Origin of the sequence: Pseudomonas sp. S12(2018) (assembly GCF_024355235.1) — a bacterium.
Taxonomy (GTDB): domain Bacteria; phylum Pseudomonadota; class Gammaproteobacteria; order Pseudomonadales; family Pseudomonadaceae; genus Aquipseudomonas; species Aquipseudomonas palmensis.
Genome location: NZ_QLAD01000015.1, coordinates 37,924 through 56,794, shown reverse-complemented (window position 1 = coordinate 56,794; position 18,871 = coordinate 37,924). Strand labels below are relative to the sequence as shown.

The following is an 18,871-nucleotide window of genomic DNA, read 5'->3' as shown; positions in this document are numbered from 1 at the left end:
ACTATTTTCTGAGCTTGGAGAGTGTCTAGGAAACCAGGGGCGATTCATAACTTCAAAACGCCGCCGTCGAAATCTATTCGATACGCCCCTAACTTAAACCATAACTGAGAGACATATAATCTCCACAACCAGACACAATAAGATTTTCAAGATGCTTGCATACTGTTTTTTGATGACCCATCTATTTGAGACCCTTCAAAAAATCTCTAAGACCTTCTTTGGTAGCGGGGAAAACTAAAAGATAACTGCCCCCCCTTTTCCAGCCCCTAATGCTGCGCCTACCTCTGATGCATAACAGCCTTTAATAGTGACCGTCTTGCCTCCTTGAGATTGGGTATATTGTAGGAGTTTTTTTAAGCGGCCCAACTAACTCGGCAGCCCCACCGGGACCATTGCCAATAAAACCTTTCGATGTACCAACAGTAAAGTCGTCAAATATGACCTCACCGGCATTCATCGTCACTTTCGGGAAGTACATTGTTAGGCCCCCATTAGCAGCATCAAATGAAGCCTTCCCAAGATCTGTTGCGAGAGGAGAGGTTGCTTTTGCACAAACTAATCAGTGACTATTTTTTGCATCAAGCTCGCGACCTTAGATTTAAGCATTTCATCGTCAAGCTCATACTCTTCCCTTGATTCATCTGGCTCGTACATATCCGCAGCACAAAAAATGCTGGACAAGCACTCGCTCAACGAAGGCTCATCGAGCTGAAGGACATTCCTATCTCGCTCAATTTTCCAAAGCTCAATATACGCCTCAGAAAAAACTTTGGCTGTCAGTCTTCCTGCTACATACGATCTTGCAAACTCCAAGATAGTAAGACTCATCGCAAAACTCCATATTTAATAAAGCAGCGGGCATCGGCCGGCGCCGGTGCAGTCTGGGTAGGGGCGGTGCTGCCAGGCAGCTCCTTGAGTTCCTGCAGGCGCCGCTGCTGCTCTTCAAGCAACCGCCCCTGACGCTCGCGAATCAGTTCCTGGTCACCCGGCAAGCTCGCGGCCGATACAGGGCCAGCAAGGATGCCCAACAACAGCCAGAAGCAGGACAGCTTTGTGCCAGATACCAAAAACGCCATCTTCCCATCCCTGGAAGCAAAAAACGAAGGCGCGATAGTAGAGAGACAGAACAATGGTGCCAATTTGCCATCATGGCAAATTGATTACATTTTATTCAAACAACGCATCCAACGCCTGCTCCAGGCGCGTCACCGCAATCACCTGCAGCCCCGGCGGCGCTTCCTTGGGCGCGTTGCCCTTGGGCACGATGGCGCGCTTGAAGCCGTGCTTGGCGGCCTCCTTCAGGCGCTCCTGCCCGCTCGGCACCGGGCGCACTTCACCGGACAGGCCCACCTCGCCGAACACCAGCAGGTCGTGTGGCAGCGGGCGGTTGCGCAGGCTCGACATCACCGCCGCCATCAAGGCCAGGTCCGACGCGGTCTCCAGTACCTTGACCCCGCCCACCACGTTGAGGAACACGTCCTGGTCGTGGGTGGGGATGCCGCCATGGCGATGCAGCACCGCCAGCAACATGGCCAGGCGGTTCTGGTCCAGGCCCAGGGTCACACGGCGCGGGTTGGCCATGTGGCTTTCATCCACCAGCGCCTGCACCTCCACCAGCATCGGCCGGGTACCTTCCCAGGTGGCCATCACCACGCTGCCCGGCACTTCCTCCTGGGCACGGGTGAGGAAGATCGCCGACGGGTTGGAGACTTCCTTGAGGCCGCGGTCGGTCATGCCGAACACGCCCAGCTCGTTGACCGCACCAAAGCGGTTCTTCACCGCGCGCAGCAGGCGCAGGCGACCGTCGGACTCGCCCTCGAAATACAGCACGGTGTCGACCATGTGTTCCAGTACCCGCGGCCCGGCCAACGCGCCCTCCTTGGTCACGTGGCCGACCAGGAAGATCGCCGTGCCGCTCTGCTTGGCATAGCGCACCAGCAAGGCGGCACTCTCGCGTACCTGCGACACGCCACCGGGCGCCGACTGCAACTGTTCGGTGAAGATGGTCTGGATGGAGTCGATCACCATCACCTTGGGCTTTTCGACCCGCGCGGTGGCAATGATGGTTTCGATGCAGGTCTCGGTCATCACCCGCAACTGATCCTGCGGCAGGCCCAGGCGACGGGCACGCATGGCCACCTGCTGCTGGGATTCTTCCCCGGTGACGTACAGCGCCGGCATGCGCGTGGCAATGTTGCACAGGGTCTGCAGCAGGATGGTGGACTTGCCGATGCCCGGGTCACCACCAATCAGCACCACCGATCCATCGACCAGGCCGCCACCGAGCACGCGGTCCAGCTCGGCGCTGGCGGTGCTGAAACGCGGGATCTCCTCGACACTGACCTCGGCCAGGGTCTTGATCTGCGCCTGTTGCCCGGCCCAGCCGGTGCGCCCGGCAGGCGCCGCAGCGCCGCCACTTTCGATCATGGTCTCGACCAGGGTGTTCCACGCGCCGCATTCGCCGCACTGGCCCGCCCACTTGGGAAAGGTCGCACCGCACTCGGTGCAGCCGTACATGCGCTTGGCCTTGGCCATGGGGCAGTCTCCTGGAAAAAGGGGCCATGATAGCCGAGCCGACCCAGCTGCGGGGCGCCGCCTGGGCGACAAAACTATTCGGCATAGCCGGGGTCTTTTACTGCAACGCGGAGCATGAAGCGCATAGCTGATTTACACTGCGATGACCAATCTCATCTGTTACAGGGAATAAACCATGGGCGTGATCAGTGAATTCAAGGCCTTCGCGGTCAAGGGCAACGTGGTCGACATGGCCGTCGGTATCATCATCGGCGCCGCGTTCGGCAAAATCGTTTCATCGTTTGTTGGCGATGTGGTGATGCCACCCCTGGGCCTGCTGATCGGTGGAGTGGACTTCAGTGATCTGGCGGTGGTGCTCAAGGCGGCCGAGGGCGACGCGCCGGCGGTGGTGCTGGCCTATGGCAAGTTCATCCAGACGGTGATCGACTTTCTGATCGTGGCCTTCGCGATCTTCATGGGCGTGAAGGTGATCAACCGCCTCAAGCGCGAAGAAGCGGTGGCCCCGACCCTGCCGCCGGTACCCACCAAGGAAGAAGAACTGCTGGGCGAAATCCGCGACCTGCTCAAGGCGCAGAACCAGCAGCCCTGAACCGGGCCTGCCTGACCGTAACGGCGCCTTCGGGCGCCGTTGTGCTGTCTACCAGTAGTTTTCCACCGCCACCTGGCCCGGCCGGCGGCTGAGGCTCAGCTGAAGATCACGTGCCTTGAGCACCTGGCGGGTGTCGTCGATCATCTGCGGGTTGCCGCAGAGCATCACCCGCGAATGTTCGGGGGTCAGCGCCAGGCCGGCCGCACGCTCCAGTTCACCGTTCTCGATCAGGGTGGTGATACGCCCGTTCAGCGCACCCGGGTGTTGCTCGCGGGTGACCACCGGAATGAACTGCAGCTTGCCCGCATGTTCGGCCAGGTAGTCGCGCTGCTCCAGGCCGGCGATCTCCTGCTGATAGGCGAGCTCCCTGGCTTCGCGCACCGAATAGACCAGCTTGATGGTGTCGAACCGCTCCCAGGCTTCGAAGTCCTGCAGTATCGACATGAAGGGTGCAATGCCGGTACCTGTCGCCAGCAACCACAGGTCCCGCCCGTCGGCGAAGCGATCGAGGGTCAGGAAACCGAACGCCTGGCGGTCGATCAACAGTTGGTCACCCTCGCGCAGCCGGCTCAGCTCACTGGTGAACTCGCCGCCGGGCACGACGATCGAGAAAAAGTCCAGGTACTCGTCGAACGGCGACGAGACCATCGAGTACGCCCGCCACACCACGCTGCCATCGGCACGGGTCACGCCCAGGCGAGCAAACTGGCCGGCCCGGAACCGAAAACCGGGATCACGGGTTACGCGCAGGCTGAACAGGTTGGGGGTCAGCGGCTGGACATCGAGCAGGGTCTGGCGGGTGAACTTCTCCGCACTGGCAGTCATGGTGTGCTCCACAATTCAGGTAAACACAGTGTCGCGCAAAGCTGACGGGATAAACACCGCCGCGATGTAATGGCATTACGCTCATGTGTTTCAACCACGTAACAAAACATGTAACGCGGGTTGTACAACCCTATTTTTATGTAGAGCACTGGAACATTTCTATAGCAAAAAAAACCTAGAACAACGTGCGACTTTTCCTACACTCGATCCAGGGTGACTAATTGTAAAGGTGCACGGAGGCTCAAATGCCATATTGGAAGCAGGAGCAGCTGCAACAACTGACGCAGGAGGAAAACCAGCAACAGATGTTTGCCACTGCACTGTCACTGGCCGAGCAACTGGACATGGAGTTTCTGGCATACCGCCTGAACGGCAGGACGGTCGCCGAAGGCCCGCAGGTCATGATGTTCAACAACTACCCGGCCGAATGGAACGAGCTCTACAAGAAGAACGAGTACGAGCGCATCGACCCGGTGCTTGTGCATTGCCATCATTCGAACATGCCGGTGCTGTGGTCCCCGCAGTTGTACAAGCAAGCCCCCGAGTTGCGACAGACGGCGTGCCAACATGGCCTGTGCCATGGTTGGAGCCAGGGCACCCACGACCTGCGCGGCAACGAAAGCGTGCTGTGCGTATCACGCCGGCAGGGCGAAGTGAGCATGGCGGAACTGTACGAAAAGTCGGCCCAGACCCTGTGGCTGTGCAACCTGCTGCACACCCTGATGGTTGCCAAGTTGCATCCGCCCAAGGCCCGTGTGCAGGCACTCTCGCCCCGGGAACGCGAGGTGCTGCAGTGGACCGCTGCCGGCAAGACTGCCGAAGACATCAGCTGCATCCTCACGCTGTCCAGAAGCACGGTCAATTTTCATATCCGCAGCATCACCAGCAAACTCAACACCACCAACAAGACCAGCGCGGTCGCCATCGCCACCCAGTACGGGTTGATCTGAGGTTCTGCTCGCCAACACCCCCCTCCCCACCTTCAAAAACGCTGTAGAATCTGCGCCCGTCCAGCGCCAAGCCCCAGCGCGCGCGCCAAAGCCCAGAGCCCTACGCCATGCCCCTGTTGATCACCCCCTTCGCCGAGCTCGAGCTGCTTCGCCAGCCCGAATACGCCAACGACCCCTTGCAGGCCTTCGACGCGGCCGACGAGTACCTGCTCGAACACCTGGCCGCGCAGGCGCTGCCTGCCACGAGCCGGGTACTGGTACTCAACGACAGCTTCGGCGCGCTGGCCATCAGCCTGCGCGCACATGTCCAGGTGCTGGGCAGCGGCGACTCCTACCTGGCCCGGCTGGCACTGGAGAAGAACCTGGTGCGCAATGGCCAGGCATTCGACAGCGTGCCCTTCATCGCCGCCAGCCAGCATTGGCAGGGGCCGTTCGACCGGGTGCTGGTGCGCGTACCCAAGACCCTGGCGCTGCTCGAAGAGCAGTTGATCCGGCTGCAGGGCCAGTTGGCACCCGGCGCGCAGGTAATCGCCGGGGCGATGATCAAGCACCTGCCACGGGCAGCCGGCGACCTGCTGGAGAAGTACATCGGCCCGGTGCAGGCATCGCTGGCGCGCAAGAAGGCGCGCCTGCTGATCGCCACGGCCGAGCCCAGGGCGGCGGCAGCCTCGCCCTACCCCACCCGTTATCAGCTGGAGCAACCACCGCTGGAGCTGGTGAACCACGCCAATGTGTTCTGCCGCGAAGGGCTGGATATCGGTACCCGTGCCTTCCTGCCACACCTGCCCCGCGACCTGGGCGATGCGCGGGTGGCCGACCTTGGCTGCGGCAACGGCGTGCTGGGCATCGTCAGCGCGCTGGCGAACCCGCAGGCGCACTACACCCTGGTGGACGAGTCGTACATGGCGGTGCAGTCGGCCGAGCAGAACTGGCAGGCGGCGCTGGGCGAGCGAGCCGTGACGGTGCGCGCCGACGACGGGCTGGCCGGGCAGGCGCCGCAGTCGCTGGACGTGGTGCTGTGCAACCCGCCGTTTCACCAGCAGCAGGTGGTGGGGGACTTTCTCGCCTGGCGCATGTTCCAGCAGGCACGCGAGGCACTGGTGGTGGGCGGGGCGCTGTACATCGTGGGCAATCGGCACCTGGGCTATCACAGCAAGCTGGCGCGATTGTTCCGGGGAGTGGAACAGGTGGCAGCCACGCCGAAGTTCGTGGTGCTCAAGGCGCGCAAGTAGGCCGGGTACGGAGCCGACACCTTCGCCGGCAAGCGGCTCCTGCGCCAGGCGGCCGGAACAGGCAAAAAAAACCCTGCGCCGCTCACGCGGCGCAGGGTGTAAACCCGCCCAGGGCGGGATGGGAAATACCTTGGCTCAGTGGGTACTCAAGCCCGCCGCCGCCATGAACATCCGCATCAGCCAGGCCACCACGGCCAGGCTTGCCACGCTCACTGCCCAGATCAGCAGCAGCCAGCCCAGGCGCTGCATCAGCGGCTTTTTCTCCGGTTCGAAGGTGTCTTTGCCAGTCATTGCCAGGCCCTCCTAGTGATAGCCGTCGTCGTGGGTCACCTTGCCGCGGAACACGTAGTAGCTCCAGAAGGTGTAGCCCAGGATGAACGGGATGATGAACAGCGTGCCCACCAGCATGAAGCCCTGGCTCTGCGGCGGCGCTGCGGCGTCCCAGATCGAGATCGACGGCGGGATGATGTTCGGCCACAGGCTGATGCCCAGCCCGCTGTAGCCCAGGAAGATCAGCACCAACGTCAGCAGGAACGGGGTGTAGTGGGCATGGCGTGCCACCGCCCGCACCAGCCCGTACAGGGTGACCAGCACCAGGATCGGCACCGGCAGGAACCAGAACAGGTTGGGCAGGCTGAACCAGCGCGTGGCGATGTCCGGATGCGCCAGCGGCGTCCAGATACTCACCACACCGGTCACGGCCAGCAGCACGAAGGCCAGTGGGCGCGCCAGGTCATGCATCTTGCTCTGCAACGGGCCTTCGGTCTTCATGATCAGCCAGGTGCAGCCGAGCAAGGCATAGGCCACGATCAGCCCCACCCCGCAGAACAGGCTGAACGGCGTCAGCCAGTCCAGCGAGCCGCCTGCGTAGTTGCGTTCGACCACCTTGAAGCCTTCGATGAATGCGCCCAGTGCCACGCCCTGGAAGAAGGTCGCGGCCAGCGAACCGCCGATGAACGCCTTGTCCCACAGGTGGCGCTTGTCGGCCTTGGCCTTGAAGCGGAACTCGAAGGCCACGCCACGGAAGATCAGCCCCATCAGCATCAGCATCAACGGCAGGTACAGCGCCGAGAGCACCACCGCATAGGCCAGCGGGAAGGCGCCGAACAGCGCCGCCCCGCCCAGCACCAGCCAGGTCTCGTTGCCGTCCCAGACCGGGGCGACGGTGTTCATCATCACATCGCGGTCGCGCTCGCCCTTGACGAAGGGAAACAGGATGCCAATGCCCAGGTCGAAGCCGTCCATCACCACGTACATCATGATGCCGAAGATGATGATCACGGCCCAGATAAGCGGAAGATCAATACCCATGAGTCAGTTCCCCTTGCTCAGGCTGGCGTGGTCGTCGGCATGGTCGTCGTCGGCAGCCGACAACGGCCGCGCCGGGGTGCGTTGCTGGCCAGGCCCGCCATGGGTCGGCTCGTCGCCCTCGCCGGTTTCCGGCCCCTTGCGCACCAGACGCATCATGTAGCCGAGCCCCGCGCCGAACAGCGCGAAGTACACCACCACGAACATCACCAGGGTGATGCCCAGTTGCGCATAGCTGTGGTTGGACACGCCATCGGCGGTACGCATCAGCCCGTACACCACCCACGGCTGGCGACCGACCTCGGTGGTGAACCAGCCGGCCAGGATCGCGATCAGCCCGGACGGGCCCATCCACAGGGTCAGGTAGAGGAACGGGCGCGAGCTGTACAGGGTGCCGCGCTTGCGCAGCCACAGGCTCCACAGGCCCACGGCGATCATCAGCATGCCCAGCCCGACCATGATGCGGAACGACCAGAACACCACGGTGGAGTTGGGCCGGTCTTCAGGCGGGAACTCCTTCATCGCCGGCACCTGCTTGTCCAGGCTGTGGGTCAGGATCAGGCTGCCCAGCGCCGGGATCTCCAGCTTGAAGTGGGTGGTCTCGTTCTTCATGTCGGGGATGCCGAACAGGATCAGCGGGGTCGGCTCGTCGCCGACGTTTTCCCAGTGGCCTTCGATGGCGGCGATCTTCACCGGCTGGTGCTTGAGGGTGTTGAGCCCGTGGAAGTCGCCGATCACCGCCTGCACCGGCGCCACGATCAGCGCCATCCACATGGCCATCGAGAGCATCTTGCGAATCGCCGGGTTGTCCTTGCCGCGCAGCAGGTGCCAGGCGGCCGAGGCGCCGACGAAGAAGGCCGTGGCCACGAATGCTGCCGTGGCCATGTGCGCCAGGCGGTAGGGGAAGGACGGGTTGAAGATCACCGCGAACCAGTCGACCGGGATCACCACGCCGTTGACGATTTCATAACCTTGCGGGGTCTGCATCCAGCTGTTGGACGCCAGGATCCAGAAGGTGGAGATCAGCGTGCCGACGGCGACCATGATGGTGGCGAAGAAGTGCAGGCCGCGCCCGACCTTGTTCCAGCCGAACAGCATGACACCCAGAAAGCCCGCTTCGAGGAAGAACGCGGTGAGCACCTCATAGGTCAGCAACGGCCCGGTGATCGAGCCGGCGAAGTCCGAGAAGCGGCTCCAGTTGGTGCCGAACTGGTACGCCATGACCAGGCCGGAGACCACGCCCATGCCGAAGTTGACGGCAAAGATCTTCGACCAGAAGTGGTACAGGTCGCGGTAGACGCTGTTGTGGGTCTTGAGCCACAGGCCTTCGAGCACCGCCAGGTAACTCGCCAGGCCGATGGTGATGGCCGGGAACAGGATGTGGAAAGAGATCGTAAACGCAAACTGGATTCGGGCGAGATCTAGAGCCTCTAATCCGAACATAGTGCTTCCTCTGTCAGGTTATCCGGCGTCAGGGTCACGGCCTTGGCGCCAACTGCCCCTACGTCATTGAGTGCGGCGAGTTGGAATTGTTCTGAAAACTTGCAATCGCAGGGAATTCGGCCCTCCGGCCACATCGTTGCATTTGAAACAGTTGCAAAAACAACAATTGATCCAGGTCAACGATTGCCTGAAAGCATAGTCCTGAACGGGCCGCATGGTTGTGTGGTGGTTTGCCGCGTGACCGGTTGCCTCACCCCCTTTACGCACACACGAATCGGTGCGCCTACCGCACAGGGATGACGGCTTTCGCAACCTGCTGTTACAAACTGGTGATAATCTGCCTCGCCGCCCCCGCAAAGGCTCTGTATCGCACATGTCAGACCATGCCCCGCTTCTGCTGCGCCATCACCGCCCCTTCCTGGCGTTCTGGTGCGCGCGAATTTTCACTGCCAGCGGCTTCCAGATGCTCACCGTGGCCATCGGCTGGCACCTCTATCAGCTGACCGGCAACGTGCTCGACCTGGGCCTGGTGGGCCTGGTGGAATTCGCCCCGCGGGTGCTGTTCATGCTGCACACCGGGCATGTGGCCGACCGCTATGACCGGCGCCGGGTGGCAGCGCTGTGCCAGTTCGCCCAGGCGCTGATCGCCCTGGCGCTGGTGGTGGGCAGCAGCACCCACAGCGTGACCCGCGAACTGATCTTCGTGCTGGCGTTCCTGCTGGGCAGTGCGCGCTCTTTCGAGATGCCGGCCACCCAGGCGTTGCTGCCCAACGTGGTGCCCTCGGCGCTGTTCCCGCGGGCAGTGGCCGCGTCGGCCTCGGCCATGCAGTCGGCGACCATCGTCGCGCCGGCGCTGGGGGGCTTTCTGTATGCGTTTGACAGCGTGTGGGTGTATGGCCCGACCGTGGTGCTGTATGTGATCGCCTGCGGCCTGACCTTGCGCCTGAGCGCCGCCCGCCAGCCGGCCAACCGGGGCCGGGCGACCCTGGAATCGCTGCTGGCGGGCATTCGCTTCATTCGCAGCCGCCCGGACGTGCTGGGCGCGGTGTCGCTGGACCTGTTCGCCGTGCTGCTGGGCGGCGCCACGGCGTTGCTGCCGGTGTTCGCCAAGGACATCCTGCTGACCGGCCCGTGGGGCCTGGGCCTGTTGCGCTCGGCGCCGGCGGTGGGGGCGCTGCTGATGTCGGTGTGGCTGGCGCGCTTCCCCATCGAGCGCAAGGTCGGGCGGGTGATGTTCACGGCGGTGGGGGTCTTTGGCGTGGCGACCATTGCCTTCGGCCTGTCGACCTCGTTCTGGTTCTCGCTGGGCGTGCTGGCGGTGCTGGGCGCGGCGGACATGATCAGCATGGTGATCCGCAGCGCGTTCGTGCAACTGGAGACGCCGGACGAGATGCGTGGTCGGGTAAGCGCGGTGAACGGGTTGTTCATCGGCGCCTCGAACCAGCTGGGCGAGTTCGAGTCCGGGGTCACGGCGCACTGGTTCGGCACCGTGCCGGCGGTAGTGCTGGGCGGGGTGGGCACGCTGGTGGTGACGGGCGTGTGGATCAAGCTGTTCCCGACGCTGGCGGGGCGCGATCACATGCATACCCAGAAAAAGGGCTGACCGCGCGCACCCAATCACGGGTCAAGCTTGCTCCCACAAGGGCCTCACTGAATCTGTGGGGGCGGGATTGACCCGCGATGAGGCCAGCCAGATCAAAGCATCAGGGTCATCTGCCGCTCATACCCCACCCGCCCGCGATACCCCTCGCCGCTGTCCACCCACCCCGCCGCGCGGTACAGCCTCAACGCCGCCTGATTGTCGGTATCCACCGACAGTTGCAGGCAACGCACCTGCGGCCACACTTCGCGCACCCGCGCCGGCAGCGCCGCCAGGCACCAGCGGCCAAGCCCCTGCCCCTGCGCCCGCCAGTCAACCTGCAGGGCATGCAAGGTGGCCGCATCATGGCGGGCCCACGGCGGCAGGTGTGCACCACGCTTGAGCAGCAGGAAGCCCTGCGGCACGCCCCCCACCAGCAGCGCCAGCCCGCGCACATCGTCGCCGGGCCGGTTCAGCAGGGTATGCAGCGCGCCCTCGATGTCACCGCAAAACGCCCGCTGCGCCGCCAGCACCTCGATGCCGGGCAGGCCTGCGCGCTGGGCCGGGGTCAGCGCATCGTAGTGAATCAGCTGCACGGTCATGGTCCTGGTCCAAAAGTGGCGGTCTTGCTGATATGATGCGCGGCTTTTTTGCGGCCCATTCAAAAATCACTCAGTCCGGCACCCCGTGTCCGGTACAGTCTGTGCTTTGCTGATGGGGTCGAACATTCAAGGCGCCGCAGTGCGCCACGGGGAGCTGGCATGCTGGAAAGGCTGTTTCAACTGAAAGCGCACAATACCAACGTGCGCACCGAAATCCTGGCGGGGGTCACCACCTTCCTGGCCATGGCCTACATCCTGTTCGTCAACCCGAGCATCCTCGGCGAGACCGGCATGGACAAGGGCGCGATCTTCGTCGCCACGTGCCTGGCTGCCGCCATCGGTTCGGCGGTGATGGGGCTGATCGCCAACTACCCGATCGCGCTGGCGCCGGGCATGGGCCTGAACGCCTTCTTCACCTACACCGTGGTGCTGCACATGGGCCACACCTGGCAGGTGGCACTGGGGGCGGTATTCATTTCGGCAGTGCTGTTCTTCCTGCTGTCGATCTTTCGCATCCGCGAATGGATCGTCAACAGCATTCCGCTGCCGCTGCGTTCGGCAATTGCCGCCGGCATCGGCCTGTTCCTGGCGCTGATCGCCCTGCACAACGCCGGCATCGTGGTCGACAACCCGGCCACCCTGGTGGGCCTGGGCGACCTGCGCAACCCGGCACCGGTACTGGCCACCCTGGGCTTCTTCCTGATCGTCGCGCTCGAGGCGATGAAGGTACGCGGCGCCGTGCTGATCGGCATCCTGGCGGTCACCGTCGCCTCCATCGGCCTGGGCTACACCCCGTTCAACGGCATCGTGTCGATGCCGCCCTCGCTGGCCCCGACCTTCCTGCAGCTGGACATCAAGGGCGCACTGGATGTCGGCCTGATCAGCGTGATCTTCGCCTTCCTGTTCGTCGACTTGTTCGACAACTCCGGCACCCTGATCGGCGTGGCCAAGCGCGCCGGGCTGATGGGCAAAGACGGCCACATGCCGAAGATGGGCCGCGCCCTGATCGCCGACAGCACCGCGGCCATGGCCGGCTCGCTGCTGGGCACCTCGACCACCACCAGCTATATCGAATCGGCGGCCGGCGTGAGTGCCGGCGGACGCACCGGGCTGACCGCCATCGTGGTGGCTGGGCTGTTCCTGCTGGCACTGTTCTTCGCCCCGCTGGCCGGCAGCGTGCCGGCCTTCGCAACCGCGCCTGCACTGCTGTTCGTCGCCGTGCTGATGGCCTCGGGCCTGGCGGAAATCAACTGGGACGACGTGACCGAGGCCGCCCCGGTGGTGGTCACCGCGCTGGCCATGCCGCTGACCTATTCGATTGCCAACGGCATCGCCTTCGGCTTCATCTCCTGGACCGTGATCAAGCTGATCTCGGGCCGCCGGCATGAACTGAACTCGGCGCTGGTGGTGCTCTCCATCCTGTTCGTGATCAAGCTGGGCTGGTACGCCGCATGAGTTCCGTCTACGACCCGACTACCTACACCGCGCAGCTTGAGGCCAAGGTCGAGCGCCTGCGCGCACTGCTGGCGCCATTCGGCGCACCGGAGCCGGCGGTGTTCGACTCGCCGCGCGAGCATTACCGCCTGCGCGCCGAGTTTCGCCTGTGGCGCGAGAACGAGCAGCGTCACTACGCGATGTTCGCCCCGGGTGAAAAGCACCAGGCGATCCTGATCGACGACTTCCCCATCGCCAGCCAGCGCATCAACCAGTTGATGCCGCAGCTCAAGGCGGCGTGGCAGGCCAGTTCGGCGCTGAGCTTCAAACTGTTCCAGGTGGAGTTCCTGACCACCCTGGCGGGCGACGCGATGATCACCCTGTGCTACCACCGTCCACTGGACGAGCATTGGGAAGCCGCTGCCCGGCAACTGGCGACCGACCTGGGCGTGAGCATCATCGGGCGCTCCAAGGGCAAGCGCGTGGTGATCGGCCGTGACTATGCGGTTGAAGAGCTGGCCGTGGGCGGGCGCACTTTCCGCTATCGCCAGCCAGAAGGCGCGTTCACCCAGCCCAACGGCACGGTGAACCAGAAGATGCTCAACTGGGCCTACGAGGCCCTGGGCGAGCGCGAGGACGACCTGCTGGAGCTGTACTGCGGCAACGGCAACTTCACCCTGCCGCTGGCCACGCGGGTGCGCAAGGTGCTGGCCACCGAGATCAGCAAGACCTCGGTCAACGCCGCGCTGCACAACCTGGACGACAACGGCGTGGATAACGTGCGCCTGGTGCGCCTGTCGGCCGAAGAGCTGACCGAGGCCCTGAACGAGGTGCGGCCGTTCCGGCGCCTGGAAGGCATCGACCTGAAAAGCTATGCCTTTGGCAGCGTGTTCGTCGACCCGCCGCGCGCGGGCATGGACCCGGACACCTGCGAGCTGACCCGGCGCTTCGATAACATCCTGTACATCTCGTGCAACCCCGAGACACTGGCGGCGAACATCGAGCAGTTGAGCGATACGCACCGTATCGAGCGGTGTGCGCTGTTTGACCAGTTCCCGTATACGCACCATATGGAAAGCGGGGTGCTGCTGGTTCGGCGCTAGGCCCGGATCGGCGGTGTTCTATCGCGGGTCAAGCCCGCTCACACAGGAATGTCACGGCTCTGAAGGGCAGTGGGGTACCTGTGGGAGCGGGCTTGACCCGCGATGGCCCTAATCTGAGTACATCAACAGCGGCACCACCTGGTCCGCGTCCGTCAACGCCCCATGGTGCCCGCGCCACTGGCTGGGGTGCTTCTCCTCCACGCTGCGAATGATCCCGCCGGCCCCGGTCGGAACCACGATCAGGTCCCCGATACGCCCCTCGGCCTGGCTCAGCATCACGTCCCCGAACAACCCCGCGCCAATCGCCTGGGCCTTGCTCAACACCCGGTATTCATCCCCCAGGCGGTTCTGCCAGCGCTCGTGCACGCGGTCCTGCTGATGCTCGTGGGTGTACAGGTAGCGCGCCCGGATGTCCCCGGCCATCGCCCGCACCCCGTCCTGCAAGGCACTGTCGGTATCGAAGTCATGCACCTGGGCGCGGTCCAGGTCGAGCATGCCGTGGTCGGCAATCACGAGCATGCGCGCCGAGCGCGGCAGGCGCCCGGCAATGTCGCGGGCCAGCTGATCGGCAATCTCCAGTTGCCTGCACCAGTCGGGCGAGCCCGGCCCATACAGGTGCCCGGCAAAGTCCAGGTCACCGAAATAGGCAAAGCAAAAGGCTGGCGCCTCCACCTCCAGTGCGCTACGCACCAGCTCGGGATAGGCATCGTAGGCCGGCGCGGCAAGGATGCCGCCGGCCTTGTAGATGGCACGGGTGAAGTCCGAGTCGGCAAAGCGCCCGAGCATGACCGTGCTGATCTGTACGCCCTGGGCGGCCGCGTCTTCCCAGGCGGTCTGCGGCACGATGAAGGAGGCCGCGACAGGCGCCGCGGTCGGCACGCTGCCCGTCTGCGCGGCCGCAGTGGTCCATGACAGCGGCGAGAACACCGAATGTGCATCCAGGGCGAAATCGCAGCCCACGATGCCATGCGCACCGCTGCCCATGCCGGAGGTCACGGCGGCCAGGCTGGCGGCAGTGGTGGCCGGGAAGCCGACCTTGAAATGGCTGTCGGGCTGCATCAGCGCGGCCAGGAACGGTGCATGCTCGGCGTGCGCCTTGAGCAGGTTCCAGCCCAAGCCATCGATCAACAGCAGGCAGGTGGCTGTAGAGCGCTCGAGCCGGAACGGATTCCTGAAGCCCCTGGCGCCCAACCCGGCGAAAACAGACTGGGTCAGGCTGGCCAGGCCCGGCCAGGTGTCGTGAACGTCCCGCATCTCTTCGAACTGCGCCGCCATGTCGCCCTCCGTGGTGCCGTGCAAAACAACAGGTTTAGCACAGCTTGTTCGATCAGCGAACAGAAACGATCAATGCACGGCCCGCCCCGATTGACCCTATTAACCAGTCAGTACATTTTAGTCGTGACGCTCCCTCCCCCTGCCAAGAACAACAATGGAGTTTTACCGATGAGTTTGGCCTCCCCTTCCGGCATTCTCGCCGGCCTGATCGGCGCCGGCATCCAGGCCTCGCGTACCCCGGCCCTGCACGAGCACGAAGGCGCCGCCCAGGGCATCAACTACCTGTACCGGCTGATCGACCTGGACCAGCTGAAGCTGGACAGCAGCGCCCTCGAAGAACTGCTGACCGCGGCCGAGTACATGGGCTTTACCGGGCTCAACATCACCTTCCCGTGCAAGCAGGCGATCGTGCCCCTGCTCGACGAGCTGTCGCCCGAGGCGCGCGGTATCGGCGCGGTGAACACCGTGGTGCTCAAGGACGGTCGACGCATCGGCCACAACACCGACTGCCTGGGGTTTGCCGAGGGCTTCAGGCGTGGCCTGGGTGATGTTTCACGTCGTCATGTGGTGCAGATGGGGGCAGGCGGTGCGGGTGCCGCGGTGGCCCATGCGCTGCTCAGCGAAGGGGTGGCCCAGCTGACGCTCTTCGATGTGGAGCCCGCCCGGGCCCAGGCACTGGCAGACAACCTCAACCAGCATTTCGAGGGCAGCCCGGCACGCTGCGGGCATGACCTGCAAGCGGCCATGGGCCAGGCCTGCGGGCTGGTCAACACCACCCCCATGGGCATGGCCAAGCTGCCGGGCATGCCGGTGCCCAGGGCGCTGCTGCGCGCCGAAATGTGGGTGGCCGAGATCGTGTACTTCCCGCTGGAGACCCAATTGCTGCGCGAGGCGCGGGCACTGGGATGCCGCACGCTCAACGGGGCCAACATGGCGGTGTTTCAGGCGGTGAAGGCCTTCGAGCTGTTCAGCGGCGTGGTGCCGGATGCACAGCGCATGATCGGGCACTTCAACAGCCTGGGGGATTGAACGCTTAGCCGGCACCTGTACAGGGTGGTCAACCCATAGGTGCCGGCCCTGCCGGCGACTGGAGGCTCCCCGGCATCACGCCTGCAGGTAGCGCAGCACCGACTCGCAGATCATCTCGCGGTGCTTGTCCTTGAGCGCCTTGTCCTCGAAATCCACCTGGAAGATCTCGCCAAAGGTGTGCCGGTTGGACACGCGATAGAAGCAGAACGAACTGATCAGCAGGTGTACGTCCAGCGCCGTCAGGCCCTGGCGGAACACCCCCTCGGCAGCCCCGCGCTGGAGTATCTCGTCCAGCGCGGTGAGCACCGTCTTGTTCATCGAGCGGATCGCGGCCGACTGCTTGACGTACTCGCCGTGGTGCATGTTTTCGTTGCACACGATACGCACGAAGTCGACATTGCGATCATGGTGATCGAAGGTGAATTCGATCAGCCGGCGAATGCCCTGGCGCGGCTCCAGTTCAGCCAGGTGCAGGTTGCTTTCGGTGCTGCGGATATCGCCGTAAAGCTTCTCCAGCACCTCCACATACAGCTGCTCCTTGCTGTTGAAGTAGTAGTAGATCATGCGCTTGGAGGTCTGGGTGCGCTCGGCGATCGCATCGACCCGGGCACCGGCCAGGCCTTGCTGCACGAACTCGCTGATGGCCGCCTGCAGAATGTTCTCGCGGGTTTTCTCAGGATTGTTCTTGCGGCTCTTGCGCGGCGCCTCGGCAGGTGCCGCCAAGGGTGCTGGAGTTGTCGTCATACGGGGCTCTTGACCAGTCGGTTAACCGCGCGATTATGGCCCCGGGGTGCGCCAGAAGAAAGCCTGACGGGCGCTGACACGTTACAGCTTGGCATGCCGCAGCCCGCCGCTGCGCGCCTTGGCCATCGCTGCCAGGCGCACCGCGACGTTGGCCGCGCCGTAACCGCTGTAGCCATTGCGCCGCTGCAGCACCTCGAAGAAGAAGCGCTCCTCGAACGGCTCGGTGTATACGTGGAACAGCTCGCCGCCCTGGGCATCACGGTCGTACAGCACGTTGTAGTAGGCCAGCTCGCTCAGGAACTGATCGTCGAAGTCGAACCGGGCCGCCAGGTCGTCGTAGTAGTTGAGCGGGATATCGAGCAGCGCCACGCCGGCTTCCTTGGCGCGCTTGACGGCGGCGAAGATGTCCTGGCAGTCGAAGGCGATGTGATGCACGCCCGAGCCGCGGTAGTTGGACAGCGCGTGGGCAATCGCAGTGTTGCGGTTTTCGGAGATGTTCAACGGCAGCCGGATCGAACTGCACTGGCTGCGCAGGGCGCGGCTCTTGACCAGGCCATAGGGATCGGGAAGCACCACCTCGTCATCGGCGCTGAAGTCGAGCAGGCTTTTGTAGAACAGCACCCAGCTGTCCAGGCTGTCGGCCGGCAGGGCCAGTGCCATGTGGTCGATGCGGGTCAGGCCCAGGCCATGGGCCGGTTGCTCGCTGAGGCTGAAGTCGGTGTCGTAGATGGTGCGTCCGTCCGCGCCCTGGTCCACCAGGTAGATCAGGCTGCCGTCGGGGGCGCGTACCGCTGCCAGCTCACGTTCGTTGGGCCCCACCAGGCCACGATAGGGCTGGCCGTGATAGGCCACCGCCCGGGCCAGCGCCTGGGCGCTGTGCCTGACCCGGATCGCCGTGGCGCACAGCGACGGGCCGTGGCTTTCGAAGAAGTTGTGCGCGAACGAATAGGGCTCGGCGTTGAGGATCAGGTTGATCTCGCCCTGGCGCAGCAGGCTCACATTCTTCGAACGATGCTTGCCGGCACGGGCAAAGCCCAGGCCTTCGAGCCAGTTGCCCAGCTTGGCGCCCGAGGCGTCGTCGACCGCAAACTCGAGAAACTCGATGCCATCGCAGCTGCTGGCCGGCGGCGGCGCGAACAGCAGCTCAGGGTCGGCCAGCGGTGCGGTGCGTTCGAGCAACTGACGGGTCTTTTCCTCCAGGTACAGCAGCGAACGCAGGCCGTCGGCGGCATTGGCCCGTGGCGGCGCGGCACGAAAACCGTCGTTGAAGATCTCCAGCGACAGCGGCCCGCGATAGCCGGCCTGCAGAATCGGCGCCAGAAACCCCGGCAGGTCGAACTCGCCCTGCCCCGGGAAGCAGCGAAAATGCCGGCTCCACTCCAGCACATCCATGGCCAGGATCGGCGCATCGGCCATCTGCACGAAGAAGATCTTGTCCCCCGGCACCTGCGCGATGGCGCTGGGGTCGCCCTTGAGCGACAGGGTGTGGAAGCTGTCGAGGATCATGCCCAGGTTGGCGTGATCGGCCTGGCGCACGATGTCCCACACCTGCTGCCAGGTGTTCACGTGCCGCCCCCAGGCCAGCGCCTCGTAGCCGATGCGCACACCGTGGGCGGCGGCCCGCTCGGCCAGCAGGCTCAGGTCGTCGATCAGCAGTTGCTGGCCGCCCAGCGCGTCGGCCGACACGTTGCTGCACACCAGCACCAGGTCGGTGCCCAGTTCCTGCATCAGTTCGAACTTGCGCTCGGCGCGCTCCAGGTTACGCGCCAGGCGCCCGCGCGGGCAGCCCTCGAAATCGCGAAACGGCTGGAAAAGGGTGATGTCCAGCCCCAGGTCGGTGCAGCGCTGGCGGATCTCGCGGGGGCTGCCGTCGTAGTAGAGAAGGTCGTTTTCGAAGATCTCCACGCCGTCGAATCCGGCGGCGGCAATGGCTTCGAGTTTTTCCGGCAAGGTGCCGCTCAGGGACACGGTGGCAATCGAACGCTGCATCTTCAGGCTCCAACGGGCAGGCAGTGCCCAGCTGCACGAATTATTGGCCGGGGTTTATCCTAGCTCAATCAAAAGGTACGAACTGGTTAGTTTTGTGTGCGATTATCGCCCAGTACCCGCCCAGATCAATTGACCCTTTTTTGACCAATGCGCACCATTTCTTACCACCGGGCAGACGAGCATCTTGCCAAAAGCACCGACGAACCTGCCGTAGTCGACTGGTGTACCGCGTGT

Annotated in this window: 18 protein-coding genes; 7 read left to right on the top strand and 11 right to left on the bottom strand. The window is 63.9% G+C overall.

All coding sequences use genetic code 11. The features are described from left to right. Positions 1–555: 555 nt before the first annotated feature. From DN388_RS25080 to radA, 3 genes are all read right to left on the bottom strand, one after another. Positions 556–828 carry a colicin immunity domain-containing protein gene (locus DN388_RS25080; protein ID WP_058540735.1) on the bottom strand — a complete coding sequence of 91 codons (273 nt, stop codon included), beginning with the start codon at positions 826–828 and terminating at the stop codon, positions 556–558. Next, the gene (locus DN388_RS25075) at positions 825–1,076 is read right to left on the bottom strand and encodes a hypothetical protein (RefSeq protein WP_043860570.1); all 252 of its coding nucleotides are present in this window, start codon (positions 1,074–1,076) and stop codon (positions 825–827) included. Before DN388_RS25075 ends, DN388_RS25080 begins: the two co-directional genes overlap by 4 nt. Before the next feature lie 91 nt (positions 1,077–1,167). Further along, complete coding sequence (gene radA / locus DN388_RS25070; protein WP_054916566.1) at positions 1,168–2,535, bottom strand: DNA repair protein RadA; 1,368 nt, start codon at positions 2,533–2,535, stop codon at positions 1,168–1,170. Positions 2,536–2,710: 175 nt separating this feature from the next. On the opposite strand from radA, the gene mscL reads away from it, so the two are divergent. Further along, positions 2,711–3,124 carry a large-conductance mechanosensitive channel protein MscL gene (mscL, locus tag DN388_RS25065; RefSeq protein WP_054916565.1) on the top strand — a complete coding sequence of 138 codons (414 nt, stop codon included), beginning with the start codon at positions 2,711–2,713 and terminating at the stop codon, positions 3,122–3,124. A 48-nt stretch (positions 3,125–3,172) separates the two neighbouring features. Here the strand turns inward: mscL and DN388_RS25060 are convergent, their stop codons facing one another. Further along, positions 3,173–3,949, bottom strand: coding sequence for a ferredoxin--NADP reductase (locus DN388_RS25060; RefSeq protein WP_043860573.1), 777 nt, complete (start codon positions 3,947–3,949; stop codon positions 3,173–3,175). A 245-nt stretch (positions 3,950–4,194) separates the two neighbouring features. Between DN388_RS25060 and DN388_RS25055 the strand changes: the two genes are divergently transcribed. Both DN388_RS25055 and DN388_RS25050 read left to right on the top strand, forming a co-directional pair. Next, positions 4,195–4,899, top strand: coding sequence for an autoinducer binding domain-containing protein (locus DN388_RS25055; protein ID WP_255002781.1), 705 nt, complete (start codon positions 4,195–4,197; stop codon positions 4,897–4,899). Between the two features lie 107 nt (positions 4,900–5,006). Beyond that, complete coding sequence (locus DN388_RS25050) at positions 5,007–6,131, top strand: methyltransferase (RefSeq protein ID WP_255002780.1); 1,125 nt, start codon at positions 5,007–5,009, stop codon at positions 6,129–6,131. A gap of 135 nt (positions 6,132–6,266) precedes the next feature. Here DN388_RS25050 and DN388_RS25045 read toward each other — a convergent pair whose 3' ends face one another. Genes DN388_RS25045 through DN388_RS25035 form a run of 3 tightly spaced genes read right to left on the bottom strand, consistent with a single transcriptional unit; the run spans position 6,267 to position 8,882 of the window. Continuing rightward, complete coding sequence (locus DN388_RS25045; RefSeq protein WP_043860576.1) at positions 6,267–6,422, bottom strand: DUF2474 domain-containing protein; 156 nt, start codon at positions 6,420–6,422, stop codon at positions 6,267–6,269. Between the two features lie 12 nt (positions 6,423–6,434). Next, positions 6,435–7,442 carry a cytochrome d ubiquinol oxidase subunit II gene (gene cydB / locus DN388_RS25040; RefSeq protein WP_043860577.1) on the bottom strand — a complete coding sequence of 336 codons (1,008 nt, stop codon included), beginning with the start codon at positions 7,440–7,442 and terminating at the stop codon, positions 6,435–6,437. 3 nt (positions 7,443–7,445) lie between these two features. Further along, positions 7,446–8,882: a cytochrome ubiquinol oxidase subunit I gene (locus tag DN388_RS25035; protein ID WP_043860578.1), complete on the bottom strand. Its 1,437-nt coding sequence runs from the start codon at positions 8,880–8,882 to the stop codon at positions 7,446–7,448. Between the two features lie 373 nt (positions 8,883–9,255). Between DN388_RS25035 and DN388_RS25030 the strand changes: the two genes are divergently transcribed. Beyond that, positions 9,256–10,485 carry an MFS transporter gene (locus tag DN388_RS25030; protein ID WP_255002776.1) on the top strand — a complete coding sequence of 410 codons (1,230 nt, stop codon included), beginning with the start codon at positions 9,256–9,258 and terminating at the stop codon, positions 10,483–10,485. A gap of 92 nt (positions 10,486–10,577) precedes the next feature. Here DN388_RS25030 and DN388_RS25025 read toward each other — a convergent pair whose 3' ends face one another. Then, on the bottom strand, positions 10,578–11,063 hold the full coding sequence (locus DN388_RS25025) for an N-acetyltransferase (protein ID WP_054916561.1): 486 nt from the start codon (positions 11,061–11,063) through the stop codon (positions 10,578–10,580). Between the two features lie 159 nt (positions 11,064–11,222). Here DN388_RS25025 and DN388_RS25020 point away from each other — a divergent pair, with 159 nt between their 5' ends. Further along, a complete protein-coding gene (locus DN388_RS25020) occupies positions 11,223–12,518 on the top strand; it encodes an NCS2 family permease (protein WP_043860685.1) in 1,296 nt (431 codons plus the stop codon). Further along, positions 12,515–13,600 carry a tRNA (uridine(54)-C5)-methyltransferase TrmA gene (gene trmA, locus DN388_RS25015; protein WP_043860686.1) on the top strand — a complete coding sequence of 362 codons (1,086 nt, stop codon included), beginning with the start codon at positions 12,515–12,517 and terminating at the stop codon, positions 13,598–13,600. Before DN388_RS25020 ends, trmA begins: the two co-directional genes overlap by 4 nt. A gap of 108 nt (positions 13,601–13,708) precedes the next feature. Here the strand turns inward: trmA and DN388_RS25010 are convergent, their stop codons facing one another. Continuing rightward, positions 13,709–14,875, bottom strand: coding sequence for an alkaline phosphatase family protein (locus DN388_RS25010; RefSeq protein ID WP_088513889.1), 1,167 nt, complete (start codon positions 14,873–14,875; stop codon positions 13,709–13,711). A gap of 174 nt (positions 14,876–15,049) precedes the next feature. Here DN388_RS25010 and DN388_RS25005 point away from each other — a divergent pair, with 174 nt between their 5' ends. Next, positions 15,050–15,904 (top strand): shikimate dehydrogenase, encoded by an 855-nt coding sequence (locus tag DN388_RS25005; protein WP_167400245.1) that lies wholly within the window; start codon positions 15,050–15,052, stop codon positions 15,902–15,904. Positions 15,905–15,979: 75 nt separating this feature from the next. Here the strand turns inward: DN388_RS25005 and DN388_RS25000 are convergent, their stop codons facing one another. Continuing rightward, the gene (locus tag DN388_RS25000) at positions 15,980–16,648 is read right to left on the bottom strand and encodes a TetR/AcrR family transcriptional regulator (RefSeq protein WP_043860689.1); all 669 of its coding nucleotides are present in this window, start codon (positions 16,646–16,648) and stop codon (positions 15,980–15,982) included. An 81-nt stretch (positions 16,649–16,729) separates the two neighbouring features. Continuing rightward, the gene (quiC, locus tag DN388_RS24995) at positions 16,730–18,637 is read right to left on the bottom strand and encodes a 3-dehydroshikimate dehydratase QuiC (RefSeq protein ID WP_255002768.1); all 1,908 of its coding nucleotides are present in this window, start codon (positions 18,635–18,637) and stop codon (positions 16,730–16,732) included. Positions 18,638–18,871: the final 234 nt, after the last annotated feature.